This is a genomic window from Lacunisphaera limnophila, from assembly GCF_001746835.1.
GTDB classification, from domain to species: domain Bacteria; phylum Verrucomicrobiota; class Verrucomicrobiia; order Opitutales; family Opitutaceae; genus Lacunisphaera; species Lacunisphaera limnophila.
Window position 1 is genome coordinate 2015578 of record NZ_CP016094.1, and the last position, 16060, is coordinate 2031637.

14 protein-coding genes are annotated in these 16060 nt (G+C 66.3%); 12 read left to right on the forward strand and 2 right to left on the reverse strand.

Features of this window, described 5'->3' with window-relative positions:
- Positions 1 to 7: 7 nt before the first annotated feature.
- The 9 genes from Verru16B_RS08330 to Verru16B_RS08365 all read left to right on the forward strand — a co-directional run bounded on the left by Verru16B_RS08330 (position 8) and on the right by Verru16B_RS08365 (position 10886).
- Positions 8 to 2809: a PD-(D/E)XK nuclease family protein gene (locus Verru16B_RS08330; protein WP_237023490.1), complete on the forward strand. Its 2802-nt coding sequence runs from the start codon at positions 8 to 10 to the stop codon at positions 2807 to 2809.
- On the forward strand, positions 2806 to 4626 hold the full coding sequence (locus tag Verru16B_RS18790; RefSeq protein WP_069961851.1) for a UvrD-helicase domain-containing protein: 1821 nt from the start codon (positions 2806 to 2808) through the stop codon (positions 4624 to 4626). Before Verru16B_RS08330 ends, Verru16B_RS18790 begins: the two co-directional genes overlap by 4 nt.
- Positions 4623 to 5936 carry a 3'-5' exonuclease gene (locus Verru16B_RS18795; protein ID WP_069961852.1) on the forward strand — a complete coding sequence of 438 codons (1314 nt, stop codon included), beginning with the start codon at positions 4623 to 4625 and terminating at the stop codon, positions 5934 to 5936. The genes Verru16B_RS18790 and Verru16B_RS18795 overlap by 4 nt, the downstream gene beginning before the upstream one ends.
- Positions 5937 to 5995: 59 nt before the next feature.
- Positions 5996 to 6097, forward strand: coding sequence for an AURKAIP1/COX24 domain-containing protein (locus Verru16B_RS17820; RefSeq protein WP_083270211.1), 102 nt, complete (start codon positions 5996 to 5998; stop codon positions 6095 to 6097).
- A 256-nt stretch (positions 6098 to 6353) separates the two neighbouring features.
- Positions 6354 to 7394, forward strand: coding sequence for a hypothetical protein (locus Verru16B_RS08345; RefSeq protein ID WP_069961853.1), 1041 nt, complete (start codon positions 6354 to 6356; stop codon positions 7392 to 7394).
- Positions 7369 to 8004, forward strand: a complete 636-nt coding sequence (locus Verru16B_RS08350) for a hypothetical protein (RefSeq protein ID WP_157772346.1) — start codon at positions 7369 to 7371, stop codon at positions 8002 to 8004. Before Verru16B_RS08345 ends, Verru16B_RS08350 begins: the two co-directional genes overlap by 26 nt.
- Position 8005: 1 nt before the next feature.
- Positions 8006 to 8575, forward strand: a complete 570-nt coding sequence (locus Verru16B_RS08355) for a hypothetical protein (protein ID WP_069961855.1) — start codon at positions 8006 to 8008, stop codon at positions 8573 to 8575.
- Complete coding sequence (locus Verru16B_RS08360) at positions 8572 to 9075, forward strand: hypothetical protein (RefSeq protein ID WP_069961856.1); 504 nt, start codon at positions 8572 to 8574, stop codon at positions 9073 to 9075. The genes Verru16B_RS08355 and Verru16B_RS08360 overlap by 4 nt, the downstream gene beginning before the upstream one ends.
- A gap of 11 nt (positions 9076 to 9086) precedes the next feature.
- The gene (locus Verru16B_RS08365) at positions 9087 to 10886 is read left to right on the forward strand and encodes a type II secretion system protein GspD (RefSeq protein WP_069961857.1); all 1800 of its coding nucleotides are present in this window, start codon (positions 9087 to 9089) and stop codon (positions 10884 to 10886) included.
- A gap of 173 nt (positions 10887 to 11059) precedes the next feature.
- On the opposite strand, the gene Verru16B_RS08370 is transcribed toward Verru16B_RS08365, so the two are convergent.
- The gene (locus tag Verru16B_RS08370; RefSeq protein WP_069961858.1) at positions 11060 to 11674 is read right to left on the reverse strand and encodes a CPBP family intramembrane glutamic endopeptidase; all 615 of its coding nucleotides are present in this window, start codon (positions 11672 to 11674) and stop codon (positions 11060 to 11062) included.
- A 194-nt stretch (positions 11675 to 11868) separates the two neighbouring features.
- On the opposite strand from Verru16B_RS08370, the gene Verru16B_RS08375 reads away from it, so the two are divergent.
- From Verru16B_RS08375 to Verru16B_RS08385, 3 genes are read left to right on the forward strand one after another with little or no spacing between them, the layout of a single operon-like run.
- Positions 11869 to 12807 (forward strand): polyprenyl synthetase family protein, encoded by a 939-nt coding sequence (locus Verru16B_RS08375; protein ID WP_237023491.1) that lies wholly within the window; start codon positions 11869 to 11871, stop codon positions 12805 to 12807.
- Between the two features lie 48 nt (positions 12808 to 12855).
- Positions 12856 to 13488, forward strand: coding sequence for a sigma-70 family RNA polymerase sigma factor (locus Verru16B_RS08380; protein ID WP_069961860.1), 633 nt, complete (start codon positions 12856 to 12858; stop codon positions 13486 to 13488).
- Positions 13489 to 13495: 7 nt separating this feature from the next.
- Positions 13496 to 14278 carry a hypothetical protein gene (locus Verru16B_RS08385; RefSeq protein WP_069961861.1) on the forward strand — a complete coding sequence of 261 codons (783 nt, stop codon included), beginning with the start codon at positions 13496 to 13498 and terminating at the stop codon, positions 14276 to 14278.
- A 135-nt stretch (positions 14279 to 14413) separates the two neighbouring features.
- Here the strand turns inward: Verru16B_RS08385 and Verru16B_RS08390 are convergent, their stop codons facing one another.
- Entirely contained in the window at positions 14414 to 16054 is a 1641-nt protein-coding gene (locus Verru16B_RS08390) for a fumarate hydratase (protein ID WP_069961862.1), read from the reverse strand.
- Between the last annotated feature and the right edge of the window lie 6 nt (positions 16055 to 16060).

Genomic DNA, 16060 nt, shown 5'->3' on the forward strand with positions numbered 1-16060 from the left:
AGGGCTCGTGCCCTTGCCTGTCACTGTCCGCCGTCATTTTCTCCCCTGGGATCGGCCGTTGCCCGTCCAGGCGGCGGCGTGGTTGGCGCGGGATTGGGTGGGAGCGGGTCCGCTGGATCTGAGCGGCGTCGGCGTGATCGTACCCACGCGCCAATCCGGCCGGCGCCTGCGCGAAGCGCTGGCGGAGCATGCGGCCGCGCGCGGCTCGGCGGTGCTGGCACCACGCGTGGTGCTGCCGGAGGACTTGCTGGTGGCGCCGGGCGGGCTCGCGGCGGCGTCGCGGCTGGAAACGCAACTGGCTTGGGCGGAGACCCTGCGGTCGGCTGACCTGGAGGATTACCGGGCGGTGTTTCCGATCGATCCGCCGGCGCGGACATTTGGGTGGGCGGCGCGGCTGGCGGCGCAGTTGCAGCGGCTGCAGGCGACGTTGGGGGAGAATGGCCTGAGGTTGCGCGACGTGGTGCGGCGGGCGGGCGACGGCCTGCCGGAGACGACCCGTTGGACGCAGTTGGCGGAACTCGAACAGCAATGCGACCGGGTGCTGGCGGCGGCGGGTCGCTGCGAGCCGCAGGCGGCGCGCCTGGCGGCGGCGCGGAACGCGGTGTGGCCGGAGGGGTGCACGCGCCTCGTGCTGCTCGCCACACCCGATCCCCTTCCCCTGGTGGTGGGGGTGCTTACCGTGCTGGCCCGGGAGCATCCCGTGGAGGTAGTGGTGTTCGGACCCCCTGGACGGGAGGAAGATTTTGACGAGTGGGGCCGGCCGCGCGAGTCCGCCTGGTCGCACCGGCCGCTGGCGCTGGCGGATTTCGGATCGCAGGTGCATCTGTGTGCCGATGTCGCGGACCAGGCGGCGCGGGTGGTGCAACTGGCGCGCGAGTATGGCGGACCGGAGGGGGCGCTGGCGGTTGGTGTGGCGGACGCCGACGTGGCGCCCGCTCTCGAGAGCGGCCTGCGGGGGGCGGGGCTGGCCGTGTTCAACCCGGGCGGCCGGCCACGGCAGCGGGACGGTTTGCACGCGCTGCTGGCCGCGCTGGTAGCGCTCGTGCGCGAGCCGGCTTTTGAGGCGGTGCAGGCGCTGGCCCGGTGCCCGGATTTCCTTAGCTGGCTGGCGACGCGGGCCGGCGGTGATTTCTCGCCGGCGGCGGCGCTGGGCGAACTCGACGAGCTGCATGCGCGGCACCTGCCCGCCACGATCCTCCACGCGCTCGGGCACACGGGCCGCCGGCCGGCGGCGCGCACCGTGCTCGAGGGCGCGCAGGGGCTGCGCGACCGGCTGCTGAGCGGGGAGTTTCCCGCCAATGCGGCGGCCACCCTGCAGCAGCTGTTCGGGGCGCGGCGCGTGGCCGGCGGTTCGGCGCTGGCGGAATCGGCGGAAGCCTGGATGGAGGTGCTGCGCGAGGCGGCGGCGGCGCGGGAGAATTTTGCCGGACTCACGGCGGCGGAGTGGTGGGAACTGGCGCTGAGCCGGTTCGGGGAAAGCCTGGGGTTCGAGCCACGGCCGGCGGGAGCAGTGGACCTGCTGGGCTGGCTGGAACTGCTGTGGGAGGACGCGCCGCACCTGGTGGTGACGGGTTTGAACGACGGACGCGTGCCTGAGACGGTGGCGGGGGATCCCTTTTTGCCGGAGGCGCTGCGCGCGCGGCTGGGCCTCAAGACGAACGAGGCGCGCTTCGCCCGCGATGCTTACCTGTTGGCCGCGCTGGCGGAGTGCCGCCGGGCCACCGGGCGGCTCGACCTGCTGGTGGGCAAGGTGTCGGCGGCGGGCGACCCGCTGCGGCCGTCGCGCTTGCTGCTGGCGTGCGAGGCGGCGGAGCTGCCCGCGCGCGTGGCCGCGCTGTTCCGGCCGTTGTCGGCCGGCCGCCCGGGCCTGCCGTGGCGGCGGGCCTGGCGATTGCTGCCGGCCGTGGAGCCGGGGCCGACGCGGGTCTCGGTGACGGCGTTCCGCGACTATCTGCGGTGTCCGTTCCGTTTCTACCTGAAGCAGGTGCTGAAGCTGGAGACGGTGGACCCGGCCAAGAGCGAGCTCGACGCGCTGGATTTCGGCACGCTCTGTCATGCCGCGCTCGAGGCGCTGGGCCGGGAGCCGGCGCTGCGCGATTGCACGGAGGCGCCGGTGCTGCGCGAGTACCTGCTGGCGCACGTGGACCGGCGGTCGCGGGAGCGCTACGGCCCGGAACTCACGCTGCCGCTGATCGTGCAGCTCGAGTCCGCCCGGCAGCGGCTGGCGCGTGCGGCGGAAGTGCTGGCGGAGCAGCGGGCGGCGGGCTGGGGGGTCGCCGGCGACAATGACCTGGAGCGGAAATTCGAGCTGCGGCTCGGCGCGATCACGGTGAGCGGGAAGATCGACCGCATCGAGCACCACGCTGACAGCGGCGCCGTGCGGGTGATCGACTACAAGACCTCCGACCAGGCGGTGGCGCCGCCCGCCGCGCACGTGCGGAGCGCGCGGCGCGATGAGACCGCTCCGGACTGGGCGCGTTTTCGGGTGGAGGGCCGCGACCTGGTGTGGACGGACCTGCAGTTGCCGCTGTACCTGGAGGCGCTCGCAGGGGAATTCGGCCCGGCGGCGACGGCGGGGTATTTCAACCTGCCGAAGGCGGTCGGCGAGACCGGGCTGGTCCTGTGGGAGGCGTATGACGACACCTGGCGCGCCGCGGCGCGGCGTTGTGCGGAAGGCGTGGCCGCCGCGGTGACGGCGGGGACCTTCTGGCCGCCGGCCGAGCTGCCGGCGCGGGAGGAGGACGACCGGTTTGCCGGGCTGTTTCACCATGGCACGGCGGACAGCGTGGACTGGAGGGGGGCGCCATGAACCCGATCGGCCATGTGATGATCCTCGCCTCGGCGGGCTCGGGCAAGACCTACGCGCTCACGAACCGGTACGTGCGGCTCCTCGCGCACGGGGCGAAACCGGAGCGGATCGCGGCGCTGACCTTCACGCGCAAAGCGGCGGGGGAATTTTTCGATGAGATCCTGAAGAAACTTGCCGGCGCGGCCGGGAGCGAGGCGGCGGCTGCGGCCCTGGCGGCGGAGATCGGGCGGCCCGGGATGGGGCCGGCCGAGTTTCTGGGGCTGTTGCGGACCGTGACGGAGGCGATGCACCGGCTCAACCTGGGGACGCTCGACAGTTTTTTCGCCCGGGTGGTGCGGGCCTTCCCGCTGGAGCTCGGGCTCGGCGGCGACTTCGAGGTGCTGCAGGCCCACGGGGCGCGGCTGGAGCGGCGGAAGGTGTTGCGGCGGATGTTCGCCCCCGGGGACGGCGGCACTGCGCGGCAGGATTTCATCGAGGCGTTCAAGCGCGCCACCTTCGGGACGGAGGAGAAGCAGCTGGGCGCGCGGCTGGATGCCTTCCTGGACGAGCACGCCGAGGTTTACCTGGCCGCGCCGGACCGGGCGGTGTGGGGGCAGGCGGACCGGATCTGGCCGGCGGGGAGCGCGTGGCTGGTGGCGGCGGACGCGAAAAAACGCGCCGCGGCGGCCGCGGCCCTGCGGGACGCGCTGCCCTGGGCGACCTTCAGCGAGGCGCAGCGGCGGCGCTGGGAGGATTTTTTCACGACGCTGCCCGACTGGGCACCCGGAGCGCCCCTGCCCAAGCCCGTGGCGTATCTGACCGGGAACGCCTTCAAGGGGTGGCCCCAGTTGACGGAGATCACGGTGGAGCGGAAAAAAGTGCCGTTGAACCCGGCGGCCAGCCAGGCCCTGCGGGCGCTGGTCAGCGGGCTGGTCGGGGCGGAACTGGCGCGGCGGCTGGAGACGACGCAGGGCATGTTCGCCGTGCTGCGCGGTTATGAAGAAGTCTATGACGGGGTGGTGCGGCGGGCGGGCCGGCTGACCTTCGCGGACGTGCAGCGGCTGCTGCGTCCGGATACCCCGGACGGGGCGCGCCGGCTCACGCGGGAGGCGGCGGCCGAGGCGCGGCTGTTCATCGACTGGCGGCTGGACGCGCAGATCGATCACTGGCTGCTGGACGAATTCCAGGACACGAGCTTCGGGCAATGGAGCGTGTTACGAAATCTGATCGACGAGGCGGTGCAGGATCCCGCGGCGGCGCGCAGCTTCTTTTATGTGGGGGACGTGAAGCAGGCGATTTTCGCGTGGCGCGAGGGCGACGCGCGGCTGTTCCGGGAGATTTTCGACCATTATAATGAGGTGCAGCCAGGGACGATCCGGGAGGAGCGGCTGGACCGTTCGTGGCGGTCCGGTCCCGCGGTGATCGCGATGGTCAACCGCGTGATGGGCGACGCCGCGGCCCTGGCGCGGCTGTTTCCGGAGGAGGCGGCGGCCCGGTGGACGCGGGAGTGGCGCGATCATGAAAGCGCCCGCCCGCAGCTCGCCGGTTACGCCACGCTGCGGCACGCCGAGGAGCAGGCGGGGCGGTTTGCGGAGACCCTGCGGATCATCGCGGAGACCGGCGCGTTGGAGCGCGGGCTGAGCGTGGCGGTGCTGGTGCAGAAAAACAGCACGGCGGCGGAGCTGGCGGATTACCTGCGGCGCGAGGGTGGGTTGCCGGCGCTGGCGGAGTCGGACCTGCACGTCGGCACGGACAATCCGCTGGCGTGCGCGCTGCTGGCCTTGTTCCGGGTGGCGGCCCATCCGGGGGACCGGGCGGCGTGGGGCATGTCGCGATGACGCCCCTGCATGCCCTGCTGGTGGAGGCGGAATGCGCGACCGGGGATGCCCTGACGTTGCGGCTGCTCGGTGAGATTTACGCCGGAGGGTTTGAGCGCACGGTGGAAGCGTGGGTGCACCGGCTGGAGCCGGTCCTAGCGCCGGACGATCAGTTCAGCCGGGAGCGGGGACGGCAGTTGGCCGAGGCGGCCCGCTTGTATGACGAGACGGGAAGCCGGGATGTGGCGGAGTTCGTGCAGTTCGTCGAACGACACACGGTACGGGAGGCGGAAACGGCGGCGGTGGTGCGCGTGATGACGGTGCACAAGGCGAAGGGGCTTGGTTTTGACCTGGTGGTGTTACCCGATCTGGAGGGCACGCGCCTGGCGGCGCGCCGGCGCGGGCTGGCAGTGCAGCGGGCCACCGACCGGACGGTGGATTGGATCTATGACCTGCCGCCGGAGACCTTTTATGCCCAGGACGAGGTCCTGGCCGGCTATGTGGCGGGGGCGGAGGCCGATGCCTGTTACGAGGCCTTTGCCTTACTGTATGTGGCGATGACGCGCGCGAAACGGGCCATGTATGTCATCACAGAACCAGTTGGCACCTCGCAGTCGCATAATTTCCCGCGCTGGCTGCAGGAGACCTTGGGCGAGGAATGGTCGGCGGGAGACGAGCGGTGGTACGAGGCGGTGGGACCGGCGACGCCAGCGGCTGATTCCGAGGCCCGGCTGGTGGTGGGAGCGGGCGGGCGCGTGACGCGGCGCCCTGCGCTGGCGCCGTCCGAAGCCACGCCCGGTGACGTCGCGGGTGAGCGCCTCTTCGCTTTGGAGGTGGCCGGTGGCGCGGCGGCCTTCGGCCGGGGGGTACACGATTTGCTGGCCCAGGTGGAGTGGGGTGGGGGTGAGGTCACGGCCCGGATGGCCCAATCGTGGGCTGACGCAGGGCCGGCCGGAGCCGAAGCGCTGGCCTGCCTGCAGGAGCCGGCTCTCGCCGAGGTCTGGCGGCCCCCGGTCGCGGCGCGAGCCGAGGTGTGGCGCGAGCGAGCCTTTGAGATGGTGTGGGAGGGGGTGTGGGTCACAGGCGTCTTTGACCGGGTGATCGTGGCTTTTGATGACCAGAACCGGCCGATCCAGGCCGCGCTCTTTGATTTCAAGACCGACCTGGTGGATGAGTCCCGGCTGGGGGCCGCGGCCCGGCCGCATGAGGCCCAAATGGGGCTCTATCGTGAGGCGGTCGCCCGTCTGAGTGGGCTACCGCTGGCCGCGGTCAGTGCCCGGCTCGTGTTTACGCGGGTGCGGCGGACCGTGGCGATCGGGGTAGCCGGGTAAAATTCGGGCTGGACACCGGGTAAGGGCGCTAGCACGTTGCCCGTTTAATCAATCTCACCATGGGTAACCTGAAGAAGAAACGTCGTCTGAAAATGTCGAAGCACAAACGCCGGAAGCGCCTCAAGGCGAACCGCCACAAGAAGCGTACGTGGCAGAAGTAAGCCGGCATCGTCCCATCCTTTGACCTAAACCCGTCCCTTGATGGACGGGTTTTTGTTTGGCCGGCCCTAGCGGCACCCGTTCAGGGGTAAAACATTAGGCAAACTGCTAGGGCCGCCCGTGCTGATAATGGTTTTCGTCTTGTCAGGTGGGTAAGTGCCCCATATCCAGCATCTCCTGCAATGGGCCTGCTTCTTCACCAAGTGGTAGTCGTCCTGCGCTAAATTACTCTCACCAGCTTACCCAAACGGCACCTGCATGTTGTTCGCAAAAAAGTCCAAAGGATTTTGCGTCGAAATCGGCGAGCACCTCACGTTGATGGCGCGTCTCTCCAGTCCTGACGCACCGTTTGTCGTGGAGGAGCTGAAGGAGCTGGCGGCGGGTGACAAAGAGGGTATCGCCGAGTGGACGAAGGCGGCGGAGGGCAAGGGCGGTAGCGGTTATGTGCATGCCACTTGCGGTGTATTTCCGGTCAAGCGCATCGTGCGACGCCACACCTTGGATCTGAAACGGCTGAAGGATCCGGCCTACTTTGGTGAAATTTACACCCAGCAGTTTCGGGTGGAAGCGGACAAATACACCATGCGGGTGTTGAATCCGGATGACGGCAGCGAATATGATCAGGTCAAGGGTACGCAGAAGGAAGCGCTGTTCTGCGGTTTGCCTTCCGATGAAGTCATCGCGGTCCAAGACCAGCTGCTGGAACAGGGGATCTATCCGGAGCGGCTTGAGCTCGGTACCCTGGCGACCCTCGGTGGAGTGGTCAGTTATCTCAAATTCAAGCAAATCAAGACTCCCGTGCTCCTGCTTGAGATCGGATCCGAGGTCACGCACAGCTTCATCGTGAGCGCGGACGGGGTGGATATCTCCCGGCCGATTCCCAGCGGCATCTCCGCCATGATCCCCGTCGTCCAGAAGGAGCTCGGGTTGAAGGATGAAGAATCAGCCAAGAAGCTCTTTTACTCCAACACCTTTGATTTCACGAGCATGGGCGGGACCCTGGTGAAAAAGCTGCTGAAGGAGCTCCAGTCGTCCATCGGTTTCTACGAAGTCCAGACCGGCCAGTCGATTGGCAGCCTGTTCTGCACCCAGCTGCCCTCCAGCCTCGCCTGGCTGGGTACGACGATGGGTGCCGCCTTGGGCGTACCGCTGATCAAGGTTGAGATGGGCCCGTGGATCGAATCGCTCGACATCAAACTGGCGCCGGATGTGACCCTGTCCCAGCCCGAGGAAAAATGGTTTGGCTTGGTCTCCCTGCTAGCTTCCCACCAAAATGCTGCCCCTGAAGAGAAAAAGTGACGCCCAGCCGGCCGCGGCGCCCCGCTGGCACACGAACTTCCGCAACTTTGAACGGTTGCCGGACACGAAAGTCGTGCGCACCGCCTTTTTCATCAACACGGCGGCGGTGGCCATCGCCTTGGGTGCCGCCATGGCCTTGGGGTATCAGGAATACACCAATCTGAACATCCGCGAGCAGATTGCCCTGGCCGAGGCCGAGATCCAAGCGAACCAGCAGCAAAACGCGGAAGCGACCCGTCTTTCCAAGCAGTTTGCCGAGCAGATCAAGAAATTCGACGAGGCCGCGAATTTCCTGACCATCCCGATTTCCCCGTTGGAATATGCGACCATCCTCGGCGAGACGATGCCGCGCGGGGTCGTCATCGATTACCTGGAAACCCGTGCCCGCAGCGCGGCCGCCAACACCCCCACGGTTTACCAACTCCGCGGCCGCGTCGCCGGCAGTCCGGATCAGGCGAGCGGCGTGGCATCTGAATACGTGGATATCCTGCGGGCCCAGCCGCGGCTCAGCGAGATCTTCGGGGCGATCAACCTGAACAAGATCAACCGCGACGCCAGCGGCAGTTTCCTCACCTTCGAAATCTCCCTCACGGTCAAAGCCAAAAAATAACATGACCGCCGCTGATCTACTCGTCTTCGCCAAAAAGCACCTCACGGGTACCATTTGCCTGCTGGTCACCCTCGTTTGCGGCGCCTTGCTCTATTTCCGCTCCGACACGGTCAGTGTGAGCCAGAGCCTGTATGAGGCCAAGTCCGCCGAATCCGCCAAGATGCTCAGCAACGTCAAGGCCGCTCCCGGGCTGGCGGAACAAGTCACCGAGATCCAGCAGCTGGGTAAGGAACTGAACGACCGCCTGGTCAACGCCAACCAGCTAGCCGTCAACCTCCAGTATTTCTACAAGCTCGAGGCGGACAACGACGTCAAGTTGCTTGATGTCCGGCAGGACACCGGGCCGCGCGCGGGCGCCAAGACCCTTTTCACCACCGTGCCCTTCAGCCTCTCGGTGCAGGGCACCTATGCGCAGCTGGTCAAATTTCTGGGTGAACTGCAAAACGGCCGCCACCTCTGTCGGATCAACAGCGCGGTCTTCAACAAGGCGGGCGGGGCCAGTGCGGCCGACCTGTCCGCCGCCCAGGAAATGACGCTCACGCTGAGCGTCGAACTACTCGGACAATCATGAGCTCACCCCTCTCCCGTTCTGCGCTCCGCCTCATCGGCCTCGCCGGCCTGTGCTGGCTCGCCGTCACGCCGCTGGCGGCGCAGGTGGAGGCCATTGTCGCGCCGGCGAAGCGGACCGAGGTCCTCGCCCGCGCGCAGCAGATCTTTGCGGCCAAGCCGGTGCCGAGCAATGCGGCCAATCCGTTCTTCTCCGAATCCTTCAATGAGGTGCGTTTCGGCACCTCCGGTCAGGCGCAGGTTGACACCAACGTGCCGGCGCCGGCTGGTCCCAAGACCGGCGGGGCGCTGCTTCAGGCCATCGCCCTGAGCCTGAAGCCCAGCGGCTACTTTGTTTTCGGGGGCGCGCCCACGCTGGTCTTCGGTCAAAAGCGGGTCAAAGCCGGCGGCCTGCTGACTATTAACTTTGAAGGCACTGAATACACCCTAGAGGTCACCAAACTCGACCGCACCAACTTTACCCTCCGGCTGAACCGTGAGGAATTTACCCGGCCCATCAAATAAGGAAGAACTCTATGAGCACACGCACCATGCTGATCACGCTCCTCGCCACGGCACTGACCCTGCCCGCCCTGGCTCAGGATGCCACCCCGACCCCCGAGCCGGCGGCTCCGGCTGAATCGGCCGTCACCGTCGAGGGCGCCGCCCCGACGGCCGGCACGGTCAGCCGCGAGCATGACACCCTTTCGGTCGATTTCCCCGACGAGGACATCAAGACCATCCTCCGCAACGTCGCCGACCTCTTTGAGCTGAACCTCGTGGTGCCCGACACCCTGACGGGCAAGACCTCGATCAAGCTGCGCGACGTCACCTGGCAGCAGATCTTTCAGGTCGTGCTGTCGCCCGTCGGCTACACGTACATCCCGGAAGGCAACATCATCAAGATCGTGAGCAACGATACGCTCCAGCAGGAGCCGGCCGCGACCGAGGTCTTCATCCTCAACAACGCCGCCGCGGCCTCCATCAAGCCGACCATTGACGGCCTCATCGATGCCGCCGCGGGTGGCAAGATCGTGATCGATAGCCGGAGCAACGCCCTGGTGATCACCGAGCGTCCCTCCCGCATGGGGCGCATCCGCACCATTATTGACCAGCTCGACAAGGCCACCGCGCAGGTGATGATCGAGTCGCAGTTTGTCGAAGTCACGGACCGTGACGTCCGCAACATCGGTGTGAACTGGGCCTCCCTGCAGGGCGTGAGCCTCGGCGCGCGCGGCCTCTCCCAGGAATTCGAGCGCACTCGCGGCCAGGACTATACCAATGGTGGCACGACCAGCACCACCAATGGCGGGACCAACACCAATTCGAGCACCAACGGCAGCACCAATTCGACCACGAATACCTCGAACACACTGGCCAACGGACCCGTCACCACCACGACCACGATCAACACCGGCGGTCTCAACACCTCGACCACGCAGACCAACACCGGCAGCCAGCTGGGCACGAACGCGGTCACCGGCCTGCCGCAGGTCGTCCTGGTCGACTCAATTGGTACCACCACGAGCACGGCGGCGCCCACCTCCCAGGTGAACTCGACCACCATCGCCACTGCGCCCACCACCAACACGACCAACGGCTCGACCGGCAACCTGACCGATTCCGTGACCAACACGCTGTCGACCACCGCCTCCTCGGCGATCAATCAGCTGCTCGGCCTCACGAACACCGGCGGCACCAGCCGCCTGACCTCGGCCGTGTTCTCCGCCTCGGATTTCAACGTCATCGTCTCCGCGCTCAAGACGCAGAACAACACCAAGGTCGTCTCCAACCCGACCGTCGTCACGCTGAACAACACCGAGGCCGTGCTGAACATCGGCTCCGAGTTCCCCATCCCGAGCTACACCTACAACAGCGAGCGCGGCACCTTCGAGGTCTCCGGCTTCCAGTACAAGCCGATCGGCATCATCATGAAGGTCACCCCGCAGGTGAATGCCCAGGGCACCATCCGCCTGGCCCTCGAGCCCGAGGTCAGCCAGCAGAATGGTGAAACCACCTTCGGCGGCGCCGGCGGCGCCACGATCCCGATCATCGCCACCCGCAAGGTGAAGACCCAGATCTCGCTCAAGGACGGTTACACCGCCGGCATCGGCGGCCTGGTGACCTCCAACAAGAACCACGGCGGCACCAAGGTGCCGATCCTCGGCGACATCCCCGGCCTCGGTCGTCTCTTCTCCTCCAAGAGCGTGAACGACTCGACCACCAACCTGCTCATCTTCATCACGGCCAAGACGGTCAATGCCGATGGAGCGGAGCCGGGCGAAGTGTTCACCGCGTCGGCGCTGGAGTCGGTCGGCATGGCCGACAAAAAATAAACGAGGTCGTTACCCTCGCTTCCACTTCACCAAGGCCGGCCCGCAGGGGCCGGTCTTTTTTTTATCCGGTCGCGAGCCGACCCGGGCTGGGGTGCCGCACCGCCCCCGCCCACGATCGATGGACCGCAGTTGGATCTGGCTCACCCCAGCGGACCGCGCGCCGGACGCCGCCTTCACCACCAGCCGCTCACAAAGCCCTGCGCATACTTGATGGCGAACACCCCGAGGTTTTTCGTCACATGGGCGGCGATGCAGGGAGCCAGCGAGGCCCGCGGATTGAGCGGCAGGAAGCGCAGGGCGTAGAACCAGAGCGAGCCGACAAAGATCGCCCCGGTGCTGAACCAGGCCTTGGCCGTGAAATCGAAATGCAGCGCGCCGTCGCGCCAGGCCCACAGGAACGGGTGCAACAGCGCAAACAGGATTGAGGCGAGACCGATGCCGGCGAGCAGGTATGCGCGCCCGCGGTCCATGACCACCAGGTAGCCACGGAAAATGATCTCCTCGAGAAAGGCCGCCGCGAGGGTGTAGAGGCCGAAGAGCACGGTCATCTGGGATTGTTGCCCGGTGAGCCCCAGGGCCAGCTCCCCGCCGGTTTCCAGCCCCAGCAGCAGCAGCGTGCCGACGACCGCCAGAATCATCACCGGCCGGCCCGCCGGCTCGGCCCCGGGAAAGGCGCGGGGATTGGGCCGGCCCGCCCCGGCGGCGCGCAGGTCGTCGCGCCAGAGCTTGCCGAGATAGCCGGCGCCGGCGAGCATCACCAACAACACCAGCGGATTGTCCTGTCCCATGGGAATTACGGAATGTGATCATCGCCAGCAATGGCAAGACTGCCTGCACTATTTGTTAGCCTTGAACCGCATCCTGCCTAGGGTGCCTGACGATGAGTCACCCCGCCGTTCCCGCTATCCGGTCTGATGCCTCCCGCGCCATCGGGGACCCCTTTGGGCGGGTTGCGCCCCATCTGGCCGCCCTTGACCGGTTCATGCACCAGCAGGCTGAGCAATTTGAGCCGGAGATCCGCGACATGGCCGCCTACTGTCTGGATACCTCCGGCAAACGCCTGCGCCCGACGCTGGTCTTCATCAGCGGCTGGAGCGGCGAGGGGGTCGTGGATGAAGCACTGGTGCGTGCCGCCGGCGTGGTGGAAATGGTCCATCTCGCCACCCTGGTCCACGACGACATCATGGACCGCGCGGAACTGCGGCGCAGCCGCCCGACCGCGTCACGCCAGTTCGGGCCGGATGCCGCCGTGTTGCTGGGCGACGCACTTTTTTCCCAGGCCCTGCACATCGCCTCGCAATTTCCCACGACCGAGGTCTGCCGCCTGGTCTCGGCCTCCACGCGGCGCGTCTGCTCGGGCGAGATCATGCAGACCCTCCGCCGCCGCGACCTCAATGTCAGCCTGGCCGAGTACCGCCGGATGATCGACTTGAAGACCGCGGAACTGTTCCGGGTCTCCTGCTACCTCGGGGCCTCGCTCTCCGCGCAGGCGACCGGCTTTGCGGAGGCCGCGGACCGTTTTGGGCACCATCTCGGCATCGCCTACCAGATCTATGATGATCTGGCGGATTTTCTCGGGGAGGAGAAGAAGATCGGGAAAACGCTCGGGACCGACCTGGCCACGGGCAAGCTTACCTTGCCGTTGATGCTGTTGCTGGAGCGGGTGCCGGCAGACGAACGCGCGGCCATCATCAAGTCGTTGCGCGAAGGCGGCACCCCGGGTTTGGCCGCCAGCAAGCAGCGCATGCACGAGCTGGGAATCGCGGCCGCCGTCAAGCAGACGATTGATGACGAGCTGGCCACCGCTCTGGCTGCCCTGGCACCCCATGCGAGCCTTCCGGCGGTGCCTTTGATGAGCCAGCTGGCCGGGATCCTGCAACAACAGGTCGCGGGGCTGCCCTCCGCCCCGATTTCACGATAAATTGCGTTTGCTTGGCTCTTTCCCGGCTCTAACCTGTCCCTCCGCGCGATGAACCTGACCCGCGTCTTCACCAAGACGGCCATCACCACCCCCGAGCGCCAGCTCGAGGCGGATGCGGATCTGGTTGTGATCCGGCAAGTGCAGGCGGGCGATGTCTCGGCCTTCGACAAGCTGATCGTCAAATACCGCGAGCGCGTCTATGGGGTCGTTTACAATATGACCTCCAACCGGGAGGATGCCGCTGATCTTACCCAGGATTCTTTCATCAAGGCCTTTCAGGCGATCAATCGATTCCAGGGTAATTGCTCGTTCTTCACGTGGCTCTACAAGATAGCGGTCAACACCACTTTAAGTCACTTGCGCAAGAACAAGATGCGCAGTTTTTTCAGCCTGGAAAAGCTCAATGAAGAGGGTGGAAATGCCCAAGTTCTTGACCAACTCACGGATAAACGAGGTGCCGATCGCGACACCTACCTGCACGAGCTACAGGAAAAATTGAACGAAGGGATGCAAAAATTGTCTATCCCCCATCGCACTGTGATTACCCTCTACGAAATCGATGGCCTCAGTCATTCCGACATAGCTGAAATCATGGGTTGTTCCGAAGGCACCGTCCGTTCCCGTCTCCACTACGCCAAGCAGTTTCTCCAGGGAGAACTGGGCAAATACATCCGCAGCTAACCCACTCATGTCCGAATCCCGCCAGAATTCAAAACCTACGCTTGAGGAGTTGCTGCGCCTCAAGCGGGCCGAGCGCCCGTCCGCCGAGTTTTGGAACCGTTTTGAAACCGAGCTGCGCCAGAAGCAGCTCACGGCCTTGGTGGAGAAGCGCCGTTGGTGGCACGATCTCCCGGTCCTGCTCAATCGCCGCGTCTATGTTCCCGCCGGCGCCGCCGCCGTGGTGGCTTTTTCCCTGGTGACGGTTCGTTACACCGCTCCCCTGCATGTGGTCGAGATTGAGAACACCGCCCCGCGCATCGAGGCGGCGGATCCGGCGGTAGAGATGCTTCCCGCCACGGTGGTAGCCTCAACCTCCGGTCGTTTTGAGGAGCCGATCGAGGTCGCCCCGTCGGCTTTAACCGCCTCCGCCCGGGTAACGGAACAGGTTCCTGCTCCGACGCCGGTGTCCGAGCGCCGTGACATTTCCCCTTCCGCGCGTTCGATCGCCGCCAATCTGGCCCGCTTGGAGCAGTCTGAACCGGACATGATCAATGCCGTCATCGGCAACCGGCTGAGCACCCCCGCGCGCGAGCCCGTGCTGGTGGCCCAGAGTGATTTCGAGAACACCGGCTCCCGGGAATCCGCCGGCCAATACCGGCTGATCGCCCGCTACGCCGAACGCGCCCTCAGCCCCGAGCCCTCCGCCCCCGCCTTGGTCCGCGAGCGGATCGCCCGTCGGTTGGGCGAAGACCTCGGTGATGACATCAGCCGCATCGGACTGCGGGCCAACCGGGTCTCGCTGAAGTTCTAAGCCATCGCTCCCTTTCACCCACCCAAGCCCGCCGTCCCGGCGGGCTTTTTTGTTTCCGGGCGTGGACCTACCACGGCGAGGTCGCCGTGGCTCCCTGTTGGGTCCGGGGGTGGGGGGCTGCGCCCGCGGGTATGCTTACTTCTCCGCGACGCAGATGCCGCAGTTGTCGAAGAAGAAGTCGTGCCCCTTGTCATCCACCAGGATGAATGCGGGGAAGTCCTCCACCTCGATGCGCCAGACGGCCTCCATCCCGAGTTCAGGGTACTCGAGCACCTCGACCTTCTTGATGTTTTCCTGGGCGAGGATGGCCGCCGGGCCGCCGATGCTGCCCAGGTAGAATCCGCCGTTCGCCTTGCAGGAGTCGGTCACGGCCTTGCTGCGGTTGCCCTTGGCGAGCATGACCATCGAGCCGCCTGCGGCTTGGAAGAGCGGGACGTAGCTGTCCATGCGGCCGGCCGTGGTGGGGCCGAACGAACCCGAGGCATAACCGGTGGGGGTCTTGGCCGGGCCGGCGTAATAGACCGGGTGGTTCTTGAAGTAGTCGGGCAGGCCCAGGCCGGCATCGAGGCGTTCCTTGAGCTTCGCATGGGCGATATCGCGGGCCACAATCAACGGCCCGGTCAACGATACCCGCGTGGTCACCGGATGCTTGGAGAGCTCGGCCAGGATGTCCTTCATCGGGCGGTTGAGGTCGATGCGGACGAAATTGTCGTCCTTGAATTTCCGCAGCTCGGCCGGGATGAAGCGGCCGGGTTCCGTCTCCATCTTCTCGAGGAAGATGCCGTCCCGGGTGATCTTGCCCTTGATGTTGCGGTCGGCGCTGCAGGAGACGCCCATGCCCACCGGGCAACTGGCGCCGTGGCGGGGCAGGCGGATGATGCGGACGTCGAGGGCGAAATATTTGCCACCGAACTGGGCGCCGACCTTGGCCTGCTGGGTGAGCTTGAGCACCTCGGCCTCGAGCGCGGTGTCGCGGAAGGCGCGGCCGTGCTCGTTGCCGCTGGTTGGGAGGGCGTCGAGGTACTTGGTCGTGGCCAGCTTCACCGTCTTCATGCACATCTCGGCGCTGGTGCCACCGATCACGAAGACCAGGTGGTAGGGCGGGCACGCCGAGGTGCCGAGCAGGAGCATCTTGTCGGCGAAGAATTTCGCGAGGCTCTTGGGGTTGAGCAGCGCCTTGGTCTCCTGGAAGAGGAAAAACTTGTTGGCCGAGCCGCCACCCTTGGCGACGAACAGGAACTCGTATTTCGCGCCCTCGGTGGCCGCCAGGTCGATCTGCGCGGGGAGGTTGGTCGCGGTGTTGGTCTCCTTGAACATGTCGAGCGGGGCGACCTGCGAGTAGCGGAGATTCTCCTTGGTGTAGCACTCGTACACGCCCTGGGAGAGCGCGGCGGCGTCGTTGCCACCGGTCCAGACCTGCTGGCCCTTCTTGGCGGTGATGGCGGCGGTGCCGGTGTCCTGGCACATGGGCAGGATGCCGCGGGCGGCGATCTCGGCGTTCTTCAGCAGGGTGAGGGCGACGTACTTGTCGTTGGCCGAAGCCTCCGGGTCCTGCAGGATGGCGGCCACCTGCGCGAGGTGCTTCGGGCGGAGGTAGAAACTCGTGTCGTGAAAGGCCTCGCGGGCCAGGTAGGTCAGCGCCTCGGGGGCGACCTTCAGGATTTCGCGGCCCTCGAAGGTGGCGGTCGAGATGCCGTCCGTGGACAACAGGCGGTATTCGGTTTCGTCCGCGCCGAGGGGCAGGGGGTCTTGATAGACAAACGGCGGCGTAGGCATGCATTG